Origin of the sequence: Chryseobacillus diguaensis (assembly GCF_049220665.1) — a bacterium.
Lineage (GTDB): Bacteria > Bacillota > Bacilli > Bacillales > Bacillaceae > Metabacillus_B.
On record NZ_JBMKNV010000003.1, the window covers coordinates 273,603 to 296,889 of the forward strand.

The window sequence follows — 23,287 nt, forward strand, 5'->3', positions numbered from 1 at the left end:
GCGATCTGAAATGATAAACGCAGCGATTAACCGTTCCAAAGACGGTTTCATTCGTTCCTTTTCATTATCAGGCCATGCCCAGTCAAATGAGTATGGAAGAGATTTGGTCTGTGCAGGAGCAAGTGCCGTTACATTCGGCTCAGTTAATGCAATAATAGCACTAGCCAATATTGAACCGAAGCTTGATATAGGTTCTGAGGGAGGCTATTTGAAATTTGAACTTCCAGATGGTCTAGAGGATGCTGTTTTTGAAAAAGCGCAGCTTTTGCTTGAAGGAATGCTCGTTTCCCTGCAAACCATTGAAAGAGATTACGGCGAGTATATCAGAATAACCATAAAAGACTAATAGGAGGTGGACTTCATGCTAAGATTAGACCTTCAGTTTTTTGCTTCCAAAAAAGGAGTAGGTTCTACAAAGAACGGACGTGACTCCATTGCAAAGCGCCTTGGCGCTAAGCGTGCAGACGGACAATTCGTAACAGGCGGATCTATCCTTTACCGTCAGCGCGGAACAAAAATCTATCCAGGTGAAAACGTTGGACTAGGCGGCGATGACACGCTATTCGCAAAAGTAGACGGTGTTGTACGTTTCGAGCGTTTAGGCCGTGACCGTAAAAAAGTCAGCGTATACCCTGAAGCTCAAGAAGCTTAAAACCTAAAAAACTCCAGCCACTTGATTGGCTGGAGTTTTTTATTTAGTCCATAATGAAGTATAAACCCGATGTGACAGGCTTAAATTGGCCGGTTTTCCTTTTAAAAGGGTGTTTTCACCTGAATGTTTGAAGAAACCATTTTTTCCTCTTCTCAAGTTTGATATAATTTTTGTAATAATGATTTTGAAGAGAATGTTTCTCTTCTCTTTTAAAGTCTAACCTTGGGGCGAAAAAGAACTGGAAAAGCAGTCATCATGTGCAAAATAATTTTTTAAACTCCCTGCGGAAATCAATGAATGAGTGGAGTGCAAAAATGAAAAAAACAGATAGAGATTGGGGAATAGTAGAAGCGATCAGCCACTACCGCCATGATTGGATGAATAAGCTCCAGCTGATTAAAGGAAACTTATCACTGGGAAAGTATGAACGGGTAAATGAGATTGTTGATGAAATCGTTATCGAAGCCCAGCAGGAATCTAAGGTATGTAACTTAAAAGTTCCTGAATTTGCCGCTTTGCTTATTACCTTCCCATGGGAGATTCACCATTTTACTCTTGAATATGAAGTACTTGGGGAAATAGGGGACTTATCTGAATTTGAACAGAGAATGAACGATTTATTCAAGAAAATTTTTCAGCTTCTGGATGACCACGTGGACCGCAGAACAGAAAATCATCTTGTTGTTTCGATAGATACAGAAAACATAAGCAGGCAAACAGGTTTCATTTTTGATTTTCATGGAATGATAAACAATAGTCAGGAACTTCTTTCTTTTTTTCATAAATGTGAAAAGGACGGGATTTCTCTCATTGATTTTCAGCTTCATACATATGAATGGACTGCAGTGCTTGCTATTAAGAAATAAGGTTTATCGGGTTTTAGAACGGAGGAAAAAGACATGTTTGTCGATCAGGTAAAAATATATGTTAAAGGCGGAGACGGTGGCAATGGTATGGTTGCTTACCGCCGTGAAAAATATGTTCCAAAAGGCGGTCCAGCGGGCGGCGATGGGGGAAAAGGCGCAGATGTCGTTTTTGAAGTGGAAGAAGGCTTGCGCACGTTAATGGATTTCCGTTACCAGCGACATTTTAAAGCCAGCCGAGGCGAACACGGCATGTCCAAAAATCAGCATGGGAAAAATGCAGCCAACATGGTTGTAAAAGTTCCGCCTGGTACGGTTGTAATGGATGAAGAAACAAACCAGGTGCTAGCAGACCTTGTTGAGCATGGACAGCGGGCTGTTATTGCAAAAGGAGGCCGCGGAGGGCGGGGAAATTCCCGATTTGCAACACCAGCCAATCCTGCCCCTGAGGTTGCTGAAAATGGGGAACCTGGCCAGGAGCGTAATATTATACTGGAATTAAAACTGCTTGCAGATGCCGGTCTTGTCGGTTTTCCAAGTGTCGGAAAATCTACGTTTCTATCTGTTGTAACTTCTGCAAAACCAAAAATTGCTGAATATCATTTTACGACACTGGTGCCGAATCTCGGAGTTGTTGAAACCGAAGATAATCGCAGTTTTGTCTTGGCTGATCTGCCTGGTTTAATTGAAGGCGCGCATGAAGGTACAGGCCTTGGCCATCAGTTTCTGCGGCACATTGAACGCACAAGGGTTATTGTGCACGTAATTGATATGTCTGCAGGTGAGGGAAGGGATCCTTACGAAGACTATGTGACCATCAACGAGGAATTAAAGGAATATAATCTCAGACTGACTGAGAGACCGCAGCTTATTGTTGCGAATAAAATGGACATGCCTGAATCAGCCGAAAACCTGGAAAAATTCAAGGAAAAGCTGAAGGATGATCATAAAATATTCCCGATCTCAGCGATTACCCGTGAAGGTGTAAGAGACCTTCTTTTTGAAATTGCCAATACGGTTGAGCAGACTCCTGAATTCCCTCTTTATGAAGAGGAAGAGGATACAAGCAGCCATCGTGTTATGTATAAATTTGAAGAGGAAGAGGCTCCATTTGCCATTAGCCGTGACAGTGACGGTGCGTTTGTCTTAACTGGAACGAAAATTGAAAAACTGTTCAAGATGACTGATTTTTCAAGAGAAGAATCCATCCGCCGCTTTGCAAGACAGCTTAGAGGAATGGGTGTTGACGAGGCACTTAGAGAAAATGGTGCTGTTAATGGCGATACAGTCCGGCTTCTTGAATTTGAATTTGATTTTGTGGATTAACTCATACGGAGAGCAAAAATGCTCTCCGCTTTTCTTACATATTTAAAGCAAAGTAAGGATACTTTAGGCGGCAGCATCCTTAACGAGGGAAAATACTGAAAATTGGAAATTAATTTTCGCCGGACTTTTAAGAACTTCCAGGGAGGGGAAGAACCCCATGAAAGAAGAAAGCTTTTATCTAGTCAGAGAAGATGTTCTGCCTGAGGCCATGCAGAAAACCTTGGAAGTGAAAAAGCTGATTGAGAGAGGAAAAGCAAATTCTGTAGCAGAGGCTGTCCAGCGTGTCGATCTCAGCAGAAGTGCTTTTTATAAATACCGGGATGCCGTATTTCCTTTTCACAATGTGGTAAAAGAAAAGATTATTACACTATTCTTTCACCTTGAAGACCGATCAGGCACCTTATCAGAGCTTTTGGGGATCGTTGCGGGGGCAGGCTGCAATGTGCTAACCATTCATCAGACAATTCCCCTTCAGGGAAGGGCGAATGTAACCTTATCTTTAAACATTAATGGAATGAGTGAAGATATTAATAAATTAATGTCCAGGCTTAAACGGATGGAATTTGTGGAAAAGGTAGAGATTCTTGGTTCCGGGGCATAAGGGAGATGAACAGAAATTGAGTACGAGAATTGGTTATCTGGGTCCTGAAGCAACATTTACCCATATGGCGGTAACCCGCTTTTTTGGTTCAGAAATAATGGCAGTACCTTATCAAACCATTCCGGATTGCATGGATGCTGTTGCCGGAAATGAGGTAAAATTTGCTGTTGTCCCTCTTGAAAATACCATTGAGGGCTCGGTCAACCTTACCGTCGATTACCTAGTACATGAACAGCACTTATACATATGCGGAGAAATAACAGCTCCCATAGCACAGCATTTAATGGTTAATAAAGGCAACACAGAAAAATGGAAAAAAGCTGAAAAGGTCTATTCACATCCTCATGCCCTTGCACAATGCCATAAATATTTGCATACCAACTTCCGCGGCATTTCTTTAGAAAATGCTCCATCTACAGGAGCAGCTGCAAGATATGCAAGCGAGCATTTTGAAGAGCGCATTGCTGTTATTGCCAATGAGATGGCCGCTTCTGTTTATAATTTGGAGATCGTGGAGCGAGACATTCAAGATTACAGCCATAATCATACTCGCTTTGTTATTCTTCATCCTTCGGAAGATGCTGAACCTGCAAGTTTTGAAAGTCTTTCCAGCAGGGAGAAAACAACCTTGGTTATTACGCTTCCTTCAGATCAGTCAGGAACGCTGCATCAAGTTCTTTCAGCTTTTGCTTGGCGCAGGCTGAATTTGTCCAAAATTGAATCAAGACCGAGGAAGACGGGCCTTGGTAACTATTTTTTCATTATCGATATCGAACAAGGAATGGATTCCATCCTGATCCCAGGCGCCATTTCAGAGCTTGAAGCACTTGGGTGCGGGGTAAAGCTTCTTGGCAGTTACAAGGCATACAATTTATAGAGATCAAAATAAGGATCCGGTGAGATAACCGGATCCTTTTGCATGCCTGCATTAATCATTTTCTTCTGCTAAAAATCCCGCTTTTTCAAGAGCATCTGTAACCTGAATGAGCTTTTCCTCTGAATCTGCACAAAGGGTATGAAGATGCAGCCCCTCCGTGAGCTGAGATAGATAAGAAGCTTTCGTATCTCGCACTTTTTCAATAAATTCTTCCACTTCTTTTCTTGTATGGACCATAATTGAAGCAGTCAAATCACCGTATACCGGGTGCTCGACAATAACGTCTTTGACCGTCACGCCATAATCAACGATCAAATTTAATTCGGCCATTGTTTTCTCAGGAGAATGCCTGCTCGCTATCATTTTCTCAAAAGGGTGAGGCTTTCTTGATTTTTCCACATATATATAGCCCTGGCTCGTTGCCATGATGGGAATATTTTTTGCTTTTAACAAGGACACGTCCTGTACAATGACTTGACGGCTCACGTTTGTTTTCTTTGCCAGTTCACTGCCTGTCAAAGGGCTGGTGCTTGATTTTAACCATTCTAATATCGTTTTTCTGCGTTCTTCGCCTGATTGTTTTTGCCCCACCTTTTTCAATCCTTTCCTATACCTGCTTCTAATCTAACATTTTGAAGGACTTTCGTGAAGGAAAGCAATTCGTCTTCTGTTGTCTTGGCACTCATTGAAACTCTTATAAACCGCAGCGCTTCTTCACTTGAATAACCTAAAGAAGTAACAGTCTCTGAGGGCATTTGCATTCCTGCCTGACAGGCACTTCCGGCAGAAATAGCAATTTCATGCTGGTTGCAGGACAATAGGGCATACTGTCCTTCCATATTTTCAAGAACTAACCCTGCAATCCCTGGAAGCTGGAGCTCGCCTTCAATAAATGCGGCATTCACAGAGTGATCCTTCAGGAGTCTTTTTAAACAATTTCGAAGCTTTCGAAGCTGCTGCTGATTTTCTTCCATACAGCTGCTTAACTCTTTTACAGCTATGGCAAAGGAGGCAATGCCCGGCACATTTACCGTACCGCTTCTGAAGCCATACTCATGTGTGGTCCCAGGGAGGACAGGCTGCCATCGTGTTTTGGTATTTATATAGGCTGCTCCGATTCCTTTTGGCCCAAACACTTTATGTGCTGAGATTGAAATTGCATCAATTCCCCATTCTTTTGCGAAAATAGGTATTTTGCAAAAGGTTTGAACACAATCACTATGAAACAAAATTCCCTTTTCTTTTAAATAAGGGCTGATTCTTCCGATATCCTGAAGGATTCCTGTTTCCGAGTTGCCCTGCTGAATGGTTACAAGCGCCGTATTTTCCGTTAATAACGGTTCAAGCTGAATTGGCAAGATACGGCCGCCTGAATCAGGGGAAATTTTTTTAACAATGTATCCCTTTTCCTTCAAATGCTCCATATAAAGTTTAATAGAGGAGTGCTCAAACGTACTGCAGATAATTTCGTTTTTATGAGGTTCGTCTATCCCATTCAAAAGAGATTGAATGGCTAATATATTGGCCTCGCTTCCGCTTCCTGTAAAGTATAACCCTTTAGCATCCCCATGAAGGGCAAGCGCAATCATTGTTCTTGAGGCTTCAAGAAGTTCTTTCGCCCTTCCCCCGAGATCATGAAGACTGCTTGCATTCCCATACATTTCCTCAGCTGCTTCGATGTAGCCCTGTAAAGCAAGGGGGCTCATAGGTGCTGTTGCCGCATAATCCAAATTGATCATATTCATTTCTCCCAGTCTATATAAAATACTTGCTATTCTTTCAGTTCATTTCAAAGTAAGCTGCTTAAGGATTCAGTTCTTTTTCATAATCATACAAAGAAAAAATTCTTGTTTTTAGTTTAAAGTTATGTAAAGATAAGTGTCAAGACAGATGTAAAGTTAGGTGATGAAGATGCCTCATTCCGACATTGTAATTGTAGGAAGCGGTTTGGCAGCTTTAACTGTTGCTTACCATGTTTGTGAAAGTATGAGCGTAACGATCATAACGAAAGGCAGCATAACAGACGGCAACTCTTACATGGCACAAGGCGGAGTTGCTGCAGTAATGAACGCAGGGGATTCCTGGGAATCTCACATGGAAGATACGCTTCAGGCAGGGGCTTTCCATAATTCAATTGATGCAGTGGAGCAGCTTGTAAAAAGCGGGCAAAAAGAAATTCAGGAATTAATAGAAAACGGGGTAGATTTCGACAAGGATCCTTCAAGGAAGCTCTTGCTTGGGAAAGAAGGTGCACATAAGCATCATCGGATTGTCCATGCTGGGGGAGATGCAACAGGCAAAGCCATCATGCTGTTCCTGATTCAAAAACTGAAAAATAAAGTGACATTCATCGAGCATACAATGGCCGTTCATTTGCTGAAAAAATATGGCGATTGCATTGGTGTTATAGGAAAAGATGCTGCTGGAAAATTAGCGTATTATACAGCTTCTCATACTGTGCTTGCCACTGGCGGCTGTGGAGCTCTTTTTAAACATACCTCCAACCATTCAAGCTTAACAGGGGATGGTATTGGTTTGGCATACAGGGCAGGTGCTGAGCTCGCTGATTTAGAATTTGTTCAGTTTCATCCGACAATGCTTTCTGCTGAAGGAAAAGCTGCCGGGCTAATTTCGGAAGCGGTAAGAGGAGAAGGGGCTGTTTTGCAAAACGAGGCAGGAGAAAGGATTATGAATAATGTTCATCCGTATAAAGATCTTGCGCCAAGAGATATTGTTGCAAGAGAGATTTTCCGAAGGAACCAAAGAGGGGAGACCGTTTTTTTAAACATAAATCCTGTGAAAAACTTCACAAACAGATTTCCAACCATTAGCGCCATGTGCCGGAAGTATTGCATTGATTTAGAAAAAGGATTAATTCCTGTCGTGCCGGGGATGCATTTTTTAATGGGGGGGATTGTGACCGCTTTAAACGGCGAAACAGCAGTTCCGCACCTTTATGCCGTTGGTGAAGCAGCTTGCACCGGCGTTCACGGAGCGAATCGGCTTGCCAGCAACTCCTTATTAGAAGGTTTGGTTTTTGGGAAAAAGCTAGCGGTGCATTTGAAATCAAGACCTATTGGTAAAAAAGAGCATCCAGAAGAGCTGGCATATACAGATCAATTTCTTCAAGAATTGCCTTCCAAAAGGGAAATTCAGAGTGTTGTGACTGCATTCCTCGGTATCGAACGTAACGGACCGGGATTGAAAAATGCCTATGAATGGTTTAACCATTTTCAACTGAAAATCTTTTCTTACGAAAAATTTGTGAAGAATTCCACAATCGAACAGCTTGAAATATTGAATTTGCTGACAGCGGGGCTTCTTATTTCCCGCTCGGCCCTTTTAAGAATAGAAAGCAGGGGAGGGCATTATAGGAGAGATTTTCCTGAACAGGAGGAAAGCCTAAGAGGCCAGCAAATCAGACAGAGTCTTGAAGGAACAAAAATAGAAAGGCCACATTCAGGGGTGATTAAATGAATGAACTGAAGCTGAGAAAAATGCTCGAGCAATTTTATTTAGAAGATATTGGAGAAAGAGATTTGACAAGCACTTCTATTTTTTCAAAGGACGATAGGGGAGAAGCTGTTTTGATCAGCAAAGAGGATGGCATTTTTTCAGGAAGCAGCGTTGTTGAACAGGGATATTTTCTAATGGACCCTTTTGCTGAGATCAGGCTGCTGAAAAAAGACGGTGAGGCAGTAAAAAAGGGAGAAAAGATTGCCATTGCCCATTCTTCAATCCGGACGATCTTAAGCAGTGAGCGTGTTATATTAAATCTTGTTCAGCGTATGAGCGGGATTGCGACTGCAGTTAATCAGGCAGTTAAACAGCTTAATTCAACTCATACCAAAATAACTGATACACGCAAAACAACACCTGGTCTTAGAATGCTCGAAAAATATGCTGTCCGCTCAGGGGGAGGCTGCAATCACCGATATGGCCTCTATGATACTGTCATGATTAAAGATAATCACATCGGCTTTTGCGGTTCGATTAAAAAGGCAGTTGAAAAAGCCAGGCATTCAATCGGGCATACTGTGAAAATTGAAGTAGAAATTGAGTCCGAAAAACAGCTCTATGAAGCGATCGAAGCGAACGCAGATATTATCATGTTTGACAACCGGTCTCCTGAAGAAGTAAAAAGGTTTGCAGAGCTGACCCCTAAATCCATTATTACGGAAGCATCCGGCGGCATTACACATGAGCTTTTGCCTCTTTTCGGAAATACGGGGGTCGATTACATATCACTCGGCTTCCTCACACATTCGGTTAAGTCTCTTGACATTAGTTTATATATGAACAATAAGGAGGAGATGGCGTGAGTCTTCTGCAAACACTAAAAAATGATCAAATGAGGATGATTCCTGAAAAATATAAAAGTATACCGGTTTCTGAAATGGAAGAAAGAATACGGGAAATCAAAAACAAATTTGGGGAAAAGCTGCTCATTCCTGGGCATCATTACCAAAAAGATGAAATTATCCAATTTGCCGACATAACAGGTGACTCCCTGCAGCTTGCACAAGCATCTGCCGAAAACCGAAAAGCGGAGCATATTGTTTTTTGCGGAGTTCATTTTATGGCTGAAACGGCTGACATGCTGACAGCTAATCATCAGAAGGTCTATCTCCCTGACATGCGTGCGGGCTGTTCGATGGCAGATATGGCGGATATCAAACAGACAGAGCGGGCATGGGAAAAGCTTCAGAAAATTTTCGGCGATACCATTATTCCGCTGACCTATGTTAATTCTACAGCTGCGATTAAGGCTTTTGTAGGGAAAAACGGAGGAGCAACAGTCACTTCTTCTAATGCAAAAGAAATCGTAAAATGGGCTTTATCACAAAAAGAGCGGATACTCTTTCTGCCTGATCAGCACCTTGGGAGAAATACCGCTTTTGACCTTGATATTTCTTTAGAGAAAATGGCGGTATGGGATCAAAACACCGAGAAGCTTGAATATGAAGGCGAAGATAATCTCAAAGTGCTTTTATGGAAAGGACATTGTTCTGTACATGAGAAATTCACCGTTAAAAATATTGAATACATTCGAACATCAAAACCGGATATGTCCATTCTCGTTCACCCTGAATGTACACATGAAGTTGTAGTGAAATCTGATTATGCCGGTTCAACAAAATATATCATTGATATGCTTGAAAAAGCCCCAGCAGGCAGCAAATGGGCGATTGGAACTGAAATGAATCTTGTAAACAGACTGATTCAAGCTCATCCGGATAAAGAGGTGATCTCCCTGAATCCTTATATGTGCCCTTGCCTGACGATGAACAGAATTGATCTCGCTCATCTTCTGTGGTCTTTAGAAGAGCTCGATCAAAACGGAACGGGAGTCAACCAGATTATCGTTGGTGAAGACGTGACAAGAAATGCTGTAAAGGCGCTTGATCGAATGCTTTCAATCAGATAAAGTCATAAGAATTACTTAGTAAAGCCGCGTACTATGAGCAGCTTTACTATTTTTTTTTGCAGGACAAATAACCATAGCCCATAAAAAAACATATCTAGATAAAGGGTAAAGGCTGCAAAGGCTTTTCCTTTCATCGACCCTATTTGGATAATAGGCATAAACAGCCCTCCATTCGAATAAGTTGTGATGAAGAAGAATGGCATTTAGCTGTAAAGCTGTATCGTTTACAGTTTATTGAATAGGAGGGGGAACCGTTGAAAATCCATATTGTTCAAAAAGGGGATACCCTTTGGAAAATTGCAAAAAAATACGGGTGTGACTTTGAAGAATTGAAAAAAATGAATTCCCAGTTAAGCAATCCCGATGCAATTATGCCGGGAATGAAAATTAAAGTGCCAGCAGGAGGAAATGTTCCTGTAAAGAAAGAAGCACCGATGGGAAATCCACCTAAAAAAGAAATGCCGATGGAGCACCCTTTTGCAAAGGAAAAGCCAAAGGAAGCACCTATGAAAGAGGAAGTAAAGGCAGAAAAGAAAGAGATGCCTGTACCGGTAATGCCGAAAATGCCGAATATTCCTCAGCCATTATATCCGGAAATCGATATTAATAACTATTATTCTCTAAACATGAATTTGCCGCCAAAACAGCCGCAGCTTCCAAAAAAACCAGTAAATGTTCTGCCTGAAGTAAAGCCTGCAAAAGAACAGGCAAAGCCTGCCAAAGAGGCACCTAAGGCTGTTTCACCAGCGAAGAAAGAGGAGGCCAACAAGAGTATGGCAAATATGCCAAACATGCCTAATGCCAATATGCCTGCCAATATGCCTGCAAATGTAGCAGGAGTGCAGCAAATGCCTGCATACCAGCCTGAATGTATGCCGGTATCCCCAGTATTGCCTGGCTCAGGTTTCTGCCCGCCGGGATGGATCCCTGAACCATACTGCCCTCCGGGAATGGTCCCAGGCCCTATGCCATATGGATATGGCCCAGTGATGCCCCAGGGAGTTATGGGAGCGTATGAAAACCAGCCGAACGTAATGGGAGCGTATGAAAACCAGCCGAACGTAATGGGAGCATATGAGAATCAGCCGAACGTAATGGGAGCATATGAGAACCAGTCAAACGTAATGGGAGCATATGAGAACCCAAATGTTATGGGCGCCTATGCAAACCAGCCAAATGTGATGGGAGAATATGAGAATCAGCCCAACGTAATGGGAGCCTATGCACAGGATGACTGTGGATGCGGAGGACCATCTGGGGACGGCTATCAGCAAGGATATGGAATGATGCCGCAATATGGCGGTCAACGGTTCGGAATGCCGCAGTATGGAGGCCAGCAGTACGGGATGCCTCAATATGGAGGACAGCAGTACGGGATGCCTCAATATGGAGGCCAGCAGCATGGGATGCCTCAATATGGAGGCCAGCAGCATGGGATGCCTCAATATGGAGGCCAGCAGTATGGGATGCCTCAATATGGAGGCCAGCAGGGGATGCCTCAATATGGGGGCCAGCAGCACGGGATGCCTCAATATGGGGGCCAGCAGGGGATGCCTCAATATGGGGGCCAGCAGCACGGGATGCCTCAATATGGGGGCCAGCAGCACGGGATGCCTCAATATGGGGGCCAGCAGCACGGGATGCCTCAATCTGGAGGCCAGCAGCACGGGATGCCTCAATCTGGAGGCCAGCAGTATGGGATGCCTCAATCTGGAGGCCAGCAGTACGGGATGCCTCAATATGGGGGCCAGCAAGGTCAAATGTTTGGAAGACCGCCTTTTGACGATGGATTTGAAGACTAAAAATATTCTGAACAAATGTATGAGACGATCTCTAATCGTCTCTTTTGTTTTTTTAAAATGCTTCATCCTTTGAAATAAACACCTAGGTCATTAAGATCACTGCCACGCCAAATGAAAAGGATAAAATTTCTATATTTGGCCAGACTAAAATTGGAATATTCCTTTCAGTAAATTTTTTGGCTGCTTTGTAATGATAACCTCAACAATTAAAGGGTGTGCCAGATGAAGCTTATCAATAGAATCGTACTGATCACAACTTGTTTTTTTGCTTCTTTTTTAGATGTGCCTCTCAGTCATGCTGTGCATCAAAATAAATCTTCTGAAGAAAAGCCGCTTGAAATGAAAGTCATTCTCGAGAGGGTTTATTTGGATGGAGAGACAAGCCAGGAGCAAAAAAAAGAAAAAATTTGGTCCATGGAGGATTTTTGGGCCCGATACGAAGATTGGCAACTGCTTGATGAAAGCCCTTCTCAAATGGTATTTCGAAAACAGATGGATGATATCTCTCCTTTAATGAAAGCAAACGGTTATTTCGGTTTATCAAACGAAGGGATATTAACTATTTTCCTTGGCAAGCCTGAACCTTCATCCAAAGTGATTCAATCTTTTTTTCAGATTGATGTCGGCAAATTGGAAAGCAGAAATCACAGTGAATTAAATAAAGGCATAAGAGTCGGTACTAGGGACCATTATTTAAGAGTCATTGAAACATACCGGCACTTTACAGCAGCGCCTGACAAGCAATAAGGAAGCCGCTAAAAACAAAGTGTTTTACCGGTTTCTTTTTTGCGTTGTTTTAAATAACGTTTGTTTTCGCAAAGATTACTGCTATTCGTACGGGTTTTAAACACGCATAAAGATTTGTTTCGTGGCATCTTTTCTTAAAACTTGCAGATGTATTCTTGCTCTGAATTCACTTAAATGGGAGAAAAATCAACAAAGTTTAAGAAAAGAGCCTAATTTAAATATCGCCGAACATATGTTAACATTATGTGCTCGAAAACCGCCTTTTTGTGATACAATGGGGTTCAGTCACAAAGAGGTGAAGACATTGATAGAGTTCGTCAAAGGCAAGGTTGATTATATTTCTCCTGAATATTTAGTCATTGATCACGGCGGCATAGGGTACAAAATTTTTACTCCAAATCCGTACGTTTTTCAAATACAAAGCGAAGAAACGATTTATACATATCAGCATGTCAGAGAGGATATTCTGGCACTTTACGGTTTTAAATCAAGAGAAGAAAAAAGCCTCTTTACAAAGCTGCTGAATGTAACAGGTATTGGTCCAAAGGGGGCTCTGGCCATTCTTGCTTCAGGTGACCCATCACAAGTTGTAGAAGCGATTGAAAGGGAAGATGAAGTGTTTTTGGTGAAATTCCCGGGGGTAGGAAAAAAAACCGCCCGTCAGATTATTTTAGATTTGAAAGGGAAGCTAGCGGATGTCGCTCCGGAACTTATTCCAGACTTGTTTACGCATAAGGAGCTTGAAAGAAGGGATGCAAGCGCCCGAGCATTAAATGAAGCAATAGAAGCTTTAAAAGTTCTTGGCTATGCAGAGAGGGAGATCAATAAAGTCCTTCCATCCTTGAAGGATGAAAAGCTCACTACAGATCAATATGTTAAAAAAGCTTTGCAAAAGCTTCTGAAGTAGGGTGATAAATATGAATGACCGTCTAGTTTCAGGTCAAGCAGAGACGGATGAAGCAGCTCTTGAACTATCCTTGAGACCTCAAAAACTTCATCAGTATATTGGCCAGGAAAAAGTGAAGGAGAATTTGAAGGTATTCATTGATGCAGCAAAAATGCGTAATGAAACTCTTGATCATGTCCTTTTGTTCGGGCCCCCCGGTCTAGGAAAAACCACACTCGCTACCATTATAGCCAATGAGATGGGAGTCAATATCAGAACAACTTCAGGGCCTGCCATTGAGCGGCCGGGGGACCTTGCTGCTATTTTAACGTCACTTGAGCCGGGCGATGTTCTGTTTATTGATGAAATTCACAGGCTTCAGCGTTCTATAGAGGAAGTGCTGTATCCTGCTATGGAGGATTTTTGTCTTGATATTGTCATTGGGAAAGGATCAACGGCAAGATCTGTCAGGCTTGATCTTCCTCCATTTACTCTTGTTGGAGCTACAACGAGAGCAGGCCTTTTGAGCGCACCGCTTCGGGACAGGTTCGGTGTTTTGAGCAGGCTTGAGTACTATCATGAAAAAGATCTGGCAAGGATAGTGGAAAGAACCTCCGATATTCTGCAAATCAGGATTGAACAAAAAGCCGCGGAAGAAATAGCAAGGCGCTCCAGAGGCACACCGAGAATTTCCAACCGCCTTTTACGGCGGGTCCGTGACTTTGTCCAGGTCAAAGGAGAAACACTGATTACGGAAAATTATGCTGTCAGTGCACTCGAAAGGCTGCAAGTTGACCGTCTTGGTCTGGACCATATTGATCATAAGCTCCTGCTTGGCATTATTGAAAAGTTCAGAGGCGGCCCAGTTGGAATTGATACCATTTCAGCTACAATAGGGGAAGAGCCCCATACGATAGAAGATGTATATGAACCTTATCTTTTGCAGATCGGGTTTTTACAAAGGACTCCAAGGGGAAGAATGGTAACAAATTCAGTCTATCATCACTTCAATTTGGAGGTGCCTCATGAATGATTTCCCCAAAATTCTAATGGTGCTTGGAGCCGTGCTTCTTCTGGCGGGTTTTTTGCTGCAGTTTTTAGGAAAGCTGCCTGGAGACATACTAGTTAAAAAAGGGAACACAACATTCTTTTTCCCGGTTGTGACCTGCATCATTATTAGTGTAGTATTATCCATTGTGTTTTCCTTTTTTGGGCGAATGAAATAATTTTAAGAAACCTATTAGCAGCTATACGCAGAAATAAAAGAAGCAAAAGCTAAACAATAGAGAAACCAGGTGAAAAAATGAAAGTGGAATTATTTGATTTTCATCTTCCAGATGAACTCATTGCACAGACGCCTTTAAAAGAGAGGGACGCATCCAGATTAATGGTCCTGAATAAAGAAAATGGCGAAATGAAACACGAAACGTTTAAACAAATCAGTGATTATTTGAACCCAGGCGACTGTATTGTTCTGAATGACACACGTGTCATGCCTGCACGTTTATTTGGAATGAAGGACGGAACGGGTGCTAAAATAGAAATTCTTCTGCTCAAGCAGCATGAGGGAGATACATGGGAAACGCTTGTTAAGCCGGCAAAGAGAATTAAAGAGGGATCTATGATTTCATTTGGCGATGGCCTGCTTGAAGCAAATTGCGTTGGTACATCAGAGCATGGAGGAAGACTGCTGAATTTCCAATATGAAGGTATTTTTTACGAAGTGCTCGACAAGCTTGGAGAAATGCCGCTTCCCCCATACATAAAGGAGCAGCTTGATGACCAGGAACGGTATCAGACTGTCTATTCACGTGAAGTAGGCTCAGCTGCTGCGCCTACAGCTGGTCTTCATTTTACAAAAGAGATCCTTGAGACAATTGAAAAAAAAGGGGTCCACATTGCGTATATTACCTTGCATGTAGGTCTTGGTACATTCCGTCCAGTAAGCGCTGATACGGTTGAGGATCATGAGATGCATTCCGAATTTTATCAAATGAGTGAAGGGACAGCGAGGCTTCTGAACCAAGTGAGGGAAAACGGCGGAAAGATAATAGCTGTCGGCACAACCTCGACCCGCACGCTTGAGTCTATTGCAAAATACAACGGGGTATTTAAAGAGGAAAACGGGTGGACGAATATTTTTATCTACCCAGGGTATCAGTTTAGTGCCATTGACGGGATGTTAACCAATTTTCATTTGCCAAAGTCATCATTAATTATGCTGGTGAGTGCGCTGGCTGGAAGAGATCATATCATGAAGGCTTATGAAACGGCTGTACAGGAAGAATATCGCTTCTTCAGCTTTGGTGATGCAATGCTGATTATATAGGATATAGGTTTTTATAGGCTTTCCAGAGGATAAGTATAAATTTTCACTGAATAATCAAAGGTTGGATAAGTTGATTTGCTAGTCTCTCGGATCTCTTTAGAAGATCCCACAAAGTCAAAACCGGACTTTGAGGGATGATTTTCCGTAAGCAGCTGTCGAGGCTGAACAAGGCGCCGGCTGACCGTCTTATGCTTGCCTTAGCTGAACAAGGCGCTTGCGCTTTTCATTGTCCAGCTCCAGCGCCTAGCCCGATCTGAGGTCATAAGCCGTCCATCCAGAGAAAGGAAAGATCGCCTTTCTCCGGCTGACCGTCTTATGCTTGCCTTAGGCTGAACAAGGCGCTTGCGCTTTTCATTGTCCAGCTCCAGCGCCTAGCCCCTCGAGGTCATAAGCCGTCCATCCAGAGAAAGGAAAGATCGCCTTTCTCCGGCTGACCGTCTTATGCTTGTCGGGGCTGAACAAGGCGCTTGCGCTTTTCTTACAGCCTATCCAAAAGGAGGGGAAATTGGTGACCAATTCTTCACCAATTCGATACGAATTAATCAAAACATGCAAGCAGACAGGGGCGAGGCTTGGAAAAGTCCATACACCTCATGGTTCATTTGAAACACCCGTGTTCATGCCTGTCGGCACGCTTGCAACAGTAAAGACAATGGCACCAGAAGATTTGAAAGAAATGGGAGCAGGCATTATCTTAAGCAATACCTATCATTTATGGCTTCGTCCAGGACATGATATTGTTAAGGAAGCAGGCGGTCTCCATTCGTTCATGAACTGGGACAGAGCTATTCTGACGGATTCAGGCGGATTTCAGGTTTTCAGCCTGAGCGAGTTCCGTAAAATCGAGGAAGAAGGCGTTCATTTTAGAAATCATCTAAATGGGGATAAACTTTTCCTTTCTCCTGAAAAGGCAATGGAAATTCAAAATGCTCTCGGCTCAGATATTATGATGGCATTTGATGAATGTCCTCCTTACCCGGCGGAATATGATTATATGAAAAAATCAGTTGAACGGACAAGCCGATGGGCAGAGCGCTGTTTGAAGGCGCACGGACGTCCGGGAGATCAGGGACTTTTCGGAATCGTCCAAGGCGGAGAGTTTGAGGAATTAAGAAAACAAAGTGCAAGAGACTTAACTTCACTCGATTTTCCGGGATATGCAGTCGGCGGACTGTCAGTAGGAGAACCAAAGGATGTTATGAACCGTGTGCTGGAATCTACCACCCCGCTTCTGCCAGCTAATAAACCGCGTTATCTGATGGGAGTTGGCTCGCCTGATTCACTGATTGACGGTGCGATTAGAGGAATAGACATGTTTGATTGTGTCTTGCCGACCCGGATTGCCAGAAACGGCACACTAATGACGAGCAATGGCCGTTTAGTTGTAAAAAACGCAAAATATGCGCGTGATTTTGGCCCAATTGATGAGAATTGTGATTGCTATACATGCCGGAATTATTCAAGAGCTTATATCAGACACTTAATTCGCTGTGATGAGACATTTGGTATTCGTCTAACTTCTTATCATAACTTGCATTTTCTGTTAAAATTGATGGAGCAGGTGAGAGAAGCAATCCGTGAAGATCGTCTTGGTGATTTCCGCGATGAATATTTTGAACGCTATGGTTTTAATAAACCAAACGCGAGGAACTTCTAACTAAACTTTTTAATAGCTGATTTAGCCTCTTAAAAATGAGGAAGAAATAAAAGCATTGAGTTTAGGCTTGCATGATAATACAGCATTTTAAATTGATTTGAAAGGGGTGAAACTAAATGAATTCTTTATTGACTACAATTGGACCGCTTGTCCTGATGTTTGCAATCTTTTATTTTCTGCTTATCCGTCCTCAACAAAAACAGCAGAAAAATGTTCGACAAATGCAGCAGGCTCTGGCAAAAGGAGATAAAGTTGTGACAATCGGAGGATTGCACGGCACTGTTGATGCAATTGACGAAGACCAATTTGTTCTTAAAGCAGGAGATGGTTCCCGTCTGACTTTTGACCGCCGCGCGATCCGCGAAGTTCAGAAAAAGGCAGCAGCAGCTCCAACTCTTGATAAAGCGTAAAAAATACATAGAAGGTTCTTCCTCTTATGGAAAAAAGGGAAGCGGCTAAAATGCTGCTTCCTTTTTTATTGCAGTCATAGCCTTTTTTAGCGAGAGGAAGAAAGATTCACTCCCATAATGCCGCCAAGCATGGCGATTAAAAGAAATCCTGCATGAAAGGCCAATTGTTCTAATGAAAAAGAGGAGCCAAGGCCTAAAAATTGAAAAACGAGTATTATCAAGGTATAGAGCAAAGAGGTAAGGCCGCCGATCAGCCAGCCCTTTTCCTTTCCTTTTCCCCCGGAAACAAATCCGCCTATAAAAAGTGTCACGAAGGATAATCCCATAATCACCCACTTCACAGAGTCTTCGGTTAAACCGGTAAATTTCAATAGCATTGAAAATATAAAGCTGATTATTAGGGCCATCGCAAAAATTGTGATAAGCCCGTGCATAATGGCTTTTCCCCATCTTCGAGTTTCGATGATCCATCTCTCCTTTCATGGATAACCAATACAATTGGAGCTTGTATCCCTTTGTTTTATACAAGCATATTCGTGTGCAAAAAAAATTAGAATCTTTCCAGGAAATGAAATGGAAGAATTTCGCTGAATGCTTCTTTACCTGCTGTAAACACTAAAAAAAAGCAGCAAAGGAGACCATTTCGTGGAAACTTATTTTGCGATTATTGTCCGGACCATTCTTTTTTATTTTTTAATCATCATTATTTTTCGCATCATGGGAAAACGTGAGATTGGCGAACTGAGCATATTGGATCTTGTTGTTTTTATTATGATTGCAGAAATGGCTGTTATGGCTATTGAAAACACAGACGATCCGGTTTGGCATACGCTCATTCCAATGCTTTTATTGCTGGGAATTCAGATGGGTCTCGCTGCTTTGTCACTTAAATCACAGAAGGTAAGGCAGTGGATTGATGGTAAGCCTACGATCATTATCAATCATGGGAAGATCGATGAAAGGGCAATGAAAAGCCAGCGGTATAATTTTGATGATCTGATGATGCAGCTTAGGGAACATGATATTAACAAGCCCTCTGATGTAGAGTTTGCTATTCTTGAGCCTTCAGGAAAACTTTCCGTTATTAATAAGAAAATAGAGAAACGGGAAGACTTGCAGCTTCCATTTGTTGTTGATGGGGTCATACAGTTTGAGAATCTGAAAACATTGAATAAAACAGAGTTTTGGCTTAGAGAGCAGCTTAAAAAGCATGGCTATGGCAACATTAAGAATATTTCGTTATGCACATATGGAAATGGTGTTTTTTTTGTTGATAGGAAGAATGAAAAAGGAGAGCAGTAGCCGCAACTATCTTTTTGAAGCTGGAAAAAGCTTGATCAGTTTGCCAAACAGGGGGACTCGCGAGAGCTCCTCTTTAGCAACAAGCTTGAATAATAAAAGGAAAAACAAATAGATAAAAGAACTAAGCGTGATGGATAAAAGGAGATTAGAGACAGCCGGAAAGCCAGAAAAAAAGGCTTTTCCTGCAAAATAACCCAAAACCCCTGTAAAACCCATAACCAGAAAGCTTTTTACATAATCCTTTACATAAATAGAGAGCGAAACCACTTTAACAACAGTCGCCATATGCAAGAGAGTAACAAGCATAATACCTGCAACGATGGCAAGTGCCGCCCCAGTGATTCCAAGAGAAGGTCTAGAGGCTAGAATAAAAATCAATCCGGTTTTTACTGCTGAACCAATCAGACTGTTGATCATGGCAGCTCTTGCTAGATTAAGCGCCTGCAAAACCGCCTGCAAAGGACCCTGGATATACTGAAAAATGAAAAATGGAGCCATCAGCCTGATAAATCCTGCCGCATCATCATTTCCATACATAATGCTCATAAGGGGTTTGGCATAAAGGTATAAGATAACGACGGCAAGTCCTCCTGTTACAATGCTGAGCCGCAGGGCCTGACGTAATCTATGTTCAACAAGTACGCTATTTTTTTTCGCGATCGCCTCACTGATTGCAGGAACTAAAGAAGTGGAGAGCGAGTAAGTAATAAAAGAGGGCAGCATTAAAAGCGGAAGCGCGTACCCTGCAAGCTCTCCGTACTGCCTTGTTGCGGCAATGGCTGTAATGCCAGTAAGAGCGAGGCTTTGCGCGACTACGACGGGTTCAAAAAACCAGGCTACAGAACCGATCATACGGCTTCCGGTTGTCGGAAGGGCCACTTCCATCAGCTGGCTGAATGTTTCTTTTCCCCCTTTAGCAGCATGAAAAAAATTTTTTCGTATCTTTATCGTCTTTTTTCGTTTAAAAGAAACCCATAAATAAACGAGTGAAACCATTTCTCCAATAACAGAAGAAAACATCGCTCCTGCCGCAGCATATTCAATGCCGTAAGGATAAAATGCACTTGTCAGTAAGGCAATCAGCGAAATTCGGATGACTTGTTCCAGCACCTGTGAATAAGCAGCAGGCTTCATATTCTGTTTTCCTTGAAAGTAGCCTCTGAGGACAGAAGAAACAGCGACAATTGGGACAACCGGAGCAATGGCGAGGAGCGGGAAAAAAGTCCTTGAATCAGTCAGAAGGCTATTCGAAAGAAAGGGAGCCAGTACAATCATGAGAGGGGTAAAAATGAGACTCAGGCCCCCTGTAATGCTAAGCGAAACGACAAGGATTTTTTTTATCTTTTTCTGATTGTTTTCCGCTTCCGCTTCAGCTACGAGCTTAGAGATCGCAACTGGAAGCCCAAACTGGGTTATTGTAATGACCAGAACAAGGGTGGGAACCGCCATGCGATATAAGCCAACGCCTTCAGGTCCGACAAATCTTGCGAGCACAATGTTATTTATAAAACCAAGCACTCTCGTAATCATGCCGGCAGCAATCAAAATCAGGGTTCCTTTTAAAAAAGTTTGCTTGGACATCACTCAACCTACCTTCTCAAATAGCTTCTTTTCATATACAATTACTATATGCGGTGCATATGTCCAAGCATGACAAGTTTACTAAAGGACGCACCATGATGTAAGAGATGGTTTAAGGGAAAATGGCTGAGGAGCGTGTAGCGATGGAGAAACATCCGGCAGATTTATATCGGCAGCATGTGATGCCTTTTATAAAAAGCAAGCTGGAAGAGTTCAGGATACTCGGGTATAATCATGTAACGGAAAAAGAATTGTGGGTCTATTTAACTAAGAAAAAGTGGAAGGCCATGCAGGAACCACTTGTGCATGAGCTGGTAAGAGACATCATGTCTGTTAAGGCTGGAGAGTTCATGAATCATGCCACAGTGGAAACTTATAAATCTGCTGCATGGTTTGACTCAGAAGAGGGCAAACAACTATTGAATGATCTTATTTAACAGCTGCTATGGAGACTTAAGGAGGATACATAGATGATAAAAAAAGGACGCGTGGCAGCGTTTTTTCTGATTACGATAATTTTAGGCCTGATGGTAGGCCTCTTTACAAACAATGCAACAAAAAATATCCCCCTGGGATTGGACTTGCAGGGCGGATTTGAAATTCTTTATAAGGTAAAGCCGGCGAATCCCGGAGACAAAATTGATAAAAGCACGCTCCTTAGTACGGTTGATGCCTTACAGCGCCGTGCAAATGTTCTCGGTGTAAGCGAACCGAACATCCAAATAGAAGGCAACGACCGTATTCGCGTCCAGCTTGCAGGTGTTAAGGACCAGAATAAAGCGCGCGAAATTCTTTCAACTCAGGCTCAGCTGACCTTCAGGGATGTGAATGACAAAGAAAGAATGAATGGTTCCGACCTTGTCGAAGGAGCTGCCAAGCAGCAGTTTGATCCGAACACCAACAGTCCAGTTGTATCTGTAAAACTGAAAGACAAAGAGAAGTTCAAGAAAATTACCCAGGAAATCCTAAAGATGGCTCCTGATAACAAGCTTGTTATTTGGCTTGACTATAAGCCAGGTGATAAATATAAAACAGAAGCAGGAAAACCGAATCCTAAATTCCTTTCAGATCCTGCAGTAAGTGAAGTATTAAACACCACAGATGTTCAAATTTCCGGTAACTTTACTGTAAAAGAAGCTCAAAATCTGGCTAATCTTTTAAACGCAGGAGCATTGCCAGTTAAACTTGACGAGGCGTATTCTACTTCTGTCGGCGCTAAATTTGGACAAGAAGCGATGCAGTCCACTGTTTTTGCGGGCATAATCGGGATCGCCATCATTTACCTATTTATGCTGTTCTTCTACCGTCTGCCTGGTATTATCGCGATTATCACGCTAAGCACCTATATTTACGTCATCCTGCAAGTATTTGATTGGATGAACGGTGTGCTGACACTGCCAGGAATTGCAGCATTGATTCTCGGAGTTGGTATGGCAGTAGATGCCAATATTATTACTTATGAGCGGATTAAAGAGGAAATCAGGCTAGGAAAGTCAATCAGATCTGCATTCAGAGCGGGTAATAGACGTTCCTTTGCGACCATTTTTGATTCCAATATAACAACCATCCTAGCTGGTGCCGTTTTGTTCTTCTTCGGAACAAGTGCTGTTAAAGGATTCGCTACCATGCTGATTGTCAGTATCATTGCAAGCTTTATAACGGCTGTATTCCTTACTAGGCTTTTATTATTCCTTTTGGTAGAAAGCCGCTGGCTTGATAAAAAACCAGGTCTGTTTGGAGTTAAAAAGAATCAGATCCTGGATATTAACAAAGCCAATGAGCAAACAGATCCGCCAACGAGATATGATAAGGTTAATTTCTTGAAATACAACAAACCATTTGCAATCTTCTCCACCACAGCTGTTGTGCTTGGAATTATCGCCCTGTTCATCTTTAAGCTGAACTTGGGCATAGACTTTGCGAGCGGTACGCGTGTTCAGATCAATGGCAGTAAACCACTAACTGCTGAACTCGTGAATAAAGAATTTAACTCTATTGGACTGAAGCCTGATGAGGTGGTATTGGCCGGAAACAACAATACAACAGGTGTAGCCCGGTTTGTCGGAGTTCTGGATAAGAAGGAAATAGCCAAAATAAATGACCAGTTTAAAACGAAATACGGTTCAGGAATCAGTGTAAGTACAGTTTCTCCTGAAGTTGGGGCTGAACTGGCCAGAAATGCTCTGATTGGAATAATTATTGCTTCCATAGGGATTATTATTTATGTCGCAATCCGGTTTGAGTTTTATATGGCTGTCGCGGCAATTGCATCGCTTTTGTATGATGCATTCTTTATCGTCGCATTCTTCAGTGTGACGAGACTAGAGGTTGATGTTACCTTCATTGCAGCCGTTCTGACGATCATTGGTTATTCCATCAATGATACAATCGTTACGTTCGACCGAATCAGAGAACTTGAAAAGAAAAAACGCATGAAGACAAAAGAAGACTTGAGAATCATTGTAAACAAAAGTCTTCAGCAGACCTTTACACGATCCGTTAATACTGTGTTAACTGTGCTTGTAACGGTTATCTGTCTATTGGTTTTCGGAAGCGAATCGATTCGCAACTTCTCTATTGCTCTTCTTGTCGGTTTGGTTTCTGGCGTGTACTCTTCCCTATACATTGCGGCCCAGCTTTGGATGTATTGGAAAGGCAAGCAGCTTACAAAATCACATGAAACGAAGACGATCGAGAAAAACAGCAATCCCCAAGTATAAACAGCAATTAGGGCACACCATATAAATACGGTGTGCTCTTTTCATACCGAGTTTCAACTTTTGCTGATACAGGGTAGTTATACATAATGTGATGAAAATTACATCA

At 42.4% G+C, this 23,287-nt stretch carries 23 protein-coding genes and 1 pseudogene; 20 read left to right on the forward strand and 4 right to left on the reverse strand.

What is annotated here, in order from left to right; translation table 11 throughout:
• Positions 1–10: 10 nt before the first annotated feature.
• The 6 genes from ACOT8F_RS06395 (at position 11) to pheA (ending at position 4,319) form a co-directional block, all read left to right on the forward strand.
• The gene (locus tag ACOT8F_RS06395; protein ID WP_421650735.1) at positions 11–346 is read left to right on the forward strand and encodes a ribosomal-processing cysteine protease Prp; all 336 of its coding nucleotides are present in this window, start codon (positions 11–13) and stop codon (positions 344–346) included.
• Between the two features lie 15 nt (positions 347–361).
• Positions 362–652 carry a 50S ribosomal protein L27 gene (rpmA, locus tag ACOT8F_RS06400; RefSeq protein WP_421650736.1) on the forward strand — a complete coding sequence of 97 codons (291 nt, stop codon included), beginning with the start codon at positions 362–364 and terminating at the stop codon, positions 650–652.
• Between the two features lie 314 nt (positions 653–966).
• The gene (locus tag ACOT8F_RS06405) at positions 967–1,518 is read left to right on the forward strand and encodes a Spo0B C-terminal domain-containing protein (protein ID WP_421650737.1); all 552 of its coding nucleotides are present in this window, start codon (positions 967–969) and stop codon (positions 1,516–1,518) included.
• 33 nt (positions 1,519–1,551) lie between these two features.
• Positions 1,552–2,841, forward strand: a complete 1,290-nt coding sequence (gene obgE, locus ACOT8F_RS06410; RefSeq protein WP_421650738.1) for a GTPase ObgE — start codon at positions 1,552–1,554, stop codon at positions 2,839–2,841.
• Positions 2,842–2,998: 157 nt separating this feature from the next.
• Entirely contained in the window at positions 2,999–3,442 is a 444-nt protein-coding gene (locus ACOT8F_RS06415) for an ACT domain-containing protein (protein ID WP_421650739.1), read from the forward strand.
• A gap of 16 nt (positions 3,443–3,458) precedes the next feature.
• Positions 3,459–4,319 (forward strand): prephenate dehydratase, encoded by an 861-nt coding sequence (gene pheA / locus ACOT8F_RS06420; RefSeq protein ID WP_421650740.1) that lies wholly within the window; start codon positions 3,459–3,461, stop codon positions 4,317–4,319.
• A gap of 51 nt (positions 4,320–4,370) precedes the next feature.
• Here pheA and ACOT8F_RS06425 read toward each other — a convergent pair whose 3' ends face one another.
• Positions 4,371–4,919, reverse strand: coding sequence for a transcription repressor NadR (locus ACOT8F_RS06425; RefSeq protein WP_421650741.1), 549 nt, complete (start codon positions 4,917–4,919; stop codon positions 4,371–4,373).
• On the reverse strand, positions 4,916–6,058 hold the full coding sequence (locus ACOT8F_RS06430) for an IscS subfamily cysteine desulfurase (protein ID WP_421650742.1): 1,143 nt from the start codon (positions 6,056–6,058) through the stop codon (positions 4,916–4,918). Before ACOT8F_RS06430 ends, ACOT8F_RS06425 begins: the two co-directional genes overlap by 4 nt.
• A 172-nt stretch (positions 6,059–6,230) precedes the next feature.
• Here ACOT8F_RS06430 and nadB point away from each other — a divergent pair, with 172 nt between their 5' ends.
• The 11 genes and pseudogenes from nadB (at position 6,231) to yajC (ending at position 17,578) form a co-directional block, all read left to right on the forward strand.
• Positions 6,231–7,796: an L-aspartate oxidase gene (gene nadB / locus ACOT8F_RS06435; protein ID WP_421650743.1), complete on the forward strand. Its 1,566-nt coding sequence runs from the start codon at positions 6,231–6,233 to the stop codon at positions 7,794–7,796.
• A complete protein-coding gene (nadC, locus tag ACOT8F_RS06440; protein ID WP_421650744.1) occupies positions 7,793–8,641 on the forward strand; it encodes a carboxylating nicotinate-nucleotide diphosphorylase in 849 nt (282 codons plus the stop codon). Before nadB ends, nadC begins: the two co-directional genes overlap by 4 nt.
• Complete coding sequence (nadA, locus tag ACOT8F_RS06445; RefSeq protein WP_421650745.1) at positions 8,638–9,747, forward strand: quinolinate synthase NadA; 1,110 nt, start codon at positions 8,638–8,640, stop codon at positions 9,745–9,747. Before nadC ends, nadA begins: the two co-directional genes overlap by 4 nt.
• A 254-nt stretch (positions 9,748–10,001) precedes the next feature.
• Positions 10,002–10,152: pseudogene (gene safA, locus ACOT8F_RS06450) on the forward strand (SafA/ExsA family spore coat assembly protein); the annotation flags it as partial.
• A 1,619-nt stretch (positions 10,153–11,771) separates the two neighbouring features.
• Positions 11,772–12,296, forward strand: a complete 525-nt coding sequence (locus tag ACOT8F_RS06455; protein ID WP_421650746.1) for a BofC C-terminal domain-containing protein — start codon at positions 11,772–11,774, stop codon at positions 12,294–12,296.
• Between the two features lie 304 nt (positions 12,297–12,600).
• Positions 12,601–13,203 carry a Holliday junction branch migration protein RuvA gene (gene ruvA, locus ACOT8F_RS06460; protein WP_421650747.1) on the forward strand — a complete coding sequence of 201 codons (603 nt, stop codon included), beginning with the start codon at positions 12,601–12,603 and terminating at the stop codon, positions 13,201–13,203.
• A 10-nt stretch (positions 13,204–13,213) separates the two neighbouring features.
• Positions 13,214–14,215: a Holliday junction branch migration DNA helicase RuvB gene (gene ruvB / locus ACOT8F_RS06465; RefSeq protein WP_421650748.1), complete on the forward strand. Its 1,002-nt coding sequence runs from the start codon at positions 13,214–13,216 to the stop codon at positions 14,213–14,215.
• Positions 14,208–14,408, forward strand: a complete 201-nt coding sequence (locus ACOT8F_RS06470) for a DUF2905 domain-containing protein (protein WP_421650749.1) — start codon at positions 14,208–14,210, stop codon at positions 14,406–14,408. Before ruvB ends, ACOT8F_RS06470 begins: the two co-directional genes overlap by 8 nt.
• Before the next feature lie 77 nt (positions 14,409–14,485).
• Positions 14,486–15,511, forward strand: a complete 1,026-nt coding sequence (gene queA, locus ACOT8F_RS06475) for a tRNA preQ1(34) S-adenosylmethionine ribosyltransferase-isomerase QueA (protein ID WP_421650750.1) — start codon at positions 14,486–14,488, stop codon at positions 15,509–15,511.
• Positions 15,512–16,019: 508 nt separating this feature from the next.
• Positions 16,020–17,168: a tRNA guanosine(34) transglycosylase Tgt gene (gene tgt / locus ACOT8F_RS06480; protein ID WP_421650751.1), complete on the forward strand. Its 1,149-nt coding sequence runs from the start codon at positions 16,020–16,022 to the stop codon at positions 17,166–17,168.
• Positions 17,169–17,284: 116 nt separating this feature from the next.
• Positions 17,285–17,578 (forward strand): preprotein translocase subunit YajC, encoded by a 294-nt coding sequence (yajC, locus tag ACOT8F_RS06485; protein ID WP_421650752.1) that lies wholly within the window; start codon positions 17,285–17,287, stop codon positions 17,576–17,578.
• A gap of 86 nt (positions 17,579–17,664) precedes the next feature.
• Here yajC and ACOT8F_RS06490 read toward each other — a convergent pair whose 3' ends face one another.
• On the reverse strand, positions 17,665–18,045 hold the full coding sequence (locus ACOT8F_RS06490; protein ID WP_421650921.1) for a TIGR04086 family membrane protein: 381 nt from the start codon (positions 18,043–18,045) through the stop codon (positions 17,665–17,667).
• A 178-nt stretch (positions 18,046–18,223) separates the two neighbouring features.
• Between ACOT8F_RS06490 and ACOT8F_RS06495 the strand changes: the two genes are divergently transcribed.
• The gene (locus ACOT8F_RS06495; protein WP_421650753.1) at positions 18,224–18,880 is read left to right on the forward strand and encodes a DUF421 domain-containing protein; all 657 of its coding nucleotides are present in this window, start codon (positions 18,224–18,226) and stop codon (positions 18,878–18,880) included.
• A 6-nt stretch (positions 18,881–18,886) separates the two neighbouring features.
• Here ACOT8F_RS06495 and spoVB read toward each other — a convergent pair whose 3' ends face one another.
• A complete protein-coding gene (gene spoVB / locus ACOT8F_RS06500; RefSeq protein ID WP_421650922.1) occupies positions 18,887–20,461 on the reverse strand; it encodes a stage V sporulation protein B in 1,575 nt (524 codons plus the stop codon).
• Positions 20,462–20,604: 143 nt separating this feature from the next.
• On the opposite strand from spoVB, the gene ACOT8F_RS06505 reads away from it, so the two are divergent.
• Entirely contained in the window at positions 20,605–20,898 is a 294-nt protein-coding gene (locus ACOT8F_RS06505) for a post-transcriptional regulator (RefSeq protein ID WP_421650754.1), read from the forward strand.
• Between the two features lie 36 nt (positions 20,899–20,934).
• Positions 20,935–23,181 carry a protein translocase subunit SecDF gene (gene secDF / locus ACOT8F_RS06510; protein ID WP_421650923.1) on the forward strand — a complete coding sequence of 749 codons (2,247 nt, stop codon included), beginning with the start codon at positions 20,935–20,937 and terminating at the stop codon, positions 23,179–23,181.
• Positions 23,182–23,287 lie beyond the last annotated feature (106 nt).

Excerpts from the sequence above, each read along its gene's own strand:
- ACOT8F_RS06395 (WP_421650735.1), top strand. The coding sequence starts at position 11 with ATGATAAACGCAGCGATTAACCGTTCCAAAGACGGTTTCATTCGTTCC.
- rpmA (WP_421650736.1), top strand. The coding sequence starts at position 362 with ATGCTAAGATTAGACCTTCAGTTTTTTGCTTCCAAAAAAGGAGTAGGT.
- ACOT8F_RS06405 (WP_421650737.1), top strand. The coding sequence starts at position 967 with ATGAAAAAAACAGATAGAGATTGGGGAATAGTAGAAGCGATCAGCCAC.
- obgE (WP_421650738.1), top strand. The coding sequence starts at position 1,552 with ATGTTTGTCGATCAGGTAAAAATATATGTTAAAGGCGGAGACGGTGGC.
- ACOT8F_RS06415 (WP_421650739.1), top strand. The coding sequence starts at position 2,999 with ATGAAAGAAGAAAGCTTTTATCTAGTCAGAGAAGATGTTCTGCCTGAG.
- ACOT8F_RS06430 (WP_421650742.1), bottom strand. The coding sequence starts at position 6,058 with ATGATCAATTTGGATTATGCGGCAACAGCACCTATGAGCCCCCTTGCT.
- nadB (WP_421650743.1), top strand. The coding sequence starts at position 6,231 with ATGCCTCATTCCGACATTGTAATTGTAGGAAGCGGTTTGGCAGCTTTA.
- nadC (WP_421650744.1), top strand. The coding sequence starts at position 7,793 with ATGAATGAACTGAAGCTGAGAAAAATGCTCGAGCAATTTTATTTAGAA.
- ACOT8F_RS06455 (WP_421650746.1), top strand. The coding sequence starts at position 11,772 with ATGAAGCTTATCAATAGAATCGTACTGATCACAACTTGTTTTTTTGCT.
- ruvB (WP_421650748.1), top strand. The coding sequence starts at position 13,214 with ATGAATGACCGTCTAGTTTCAGGTCAAGCAGAGACGGATGAAGCAGCT.
- ACOT8F_RS06470 (WP_421650749.1), top strand. The coding sequence starts at position 14,208 with ATGAATGATTTCCCCAAAATTCTAATGGTGCTTGGAGCCGTGCTTCTT.
- queA (WP_421650750.1), top strand. The coding sequence starts at position 14,486 with ATGAAAGTGGAATTATTTGATTTTCATCTTCCAGATGAACTCATTGCA.
- yajC (WP_421650752.1), top strand. The coding sequence starts at position 17,285 with ATGAATTCTTTATTGACTACAATTGGACCGCTTGTCCTGATGTTTGCA.
- spoVB (WP_421650922.1), bottom strand. The coding sequence starts at position 20,461 with ATGTCCAAGCAAACTTTTTTAAAAGGAACCCTGATTTTGATTGCTGCC.
- ACOT8F_RS06505 (WP_421650754.1), top strand. The coding sequence starts at position 20,605 with ATGGAGAAACATCCGGCAGATTTATATCGGCAGCATGTGATGCCTTTT.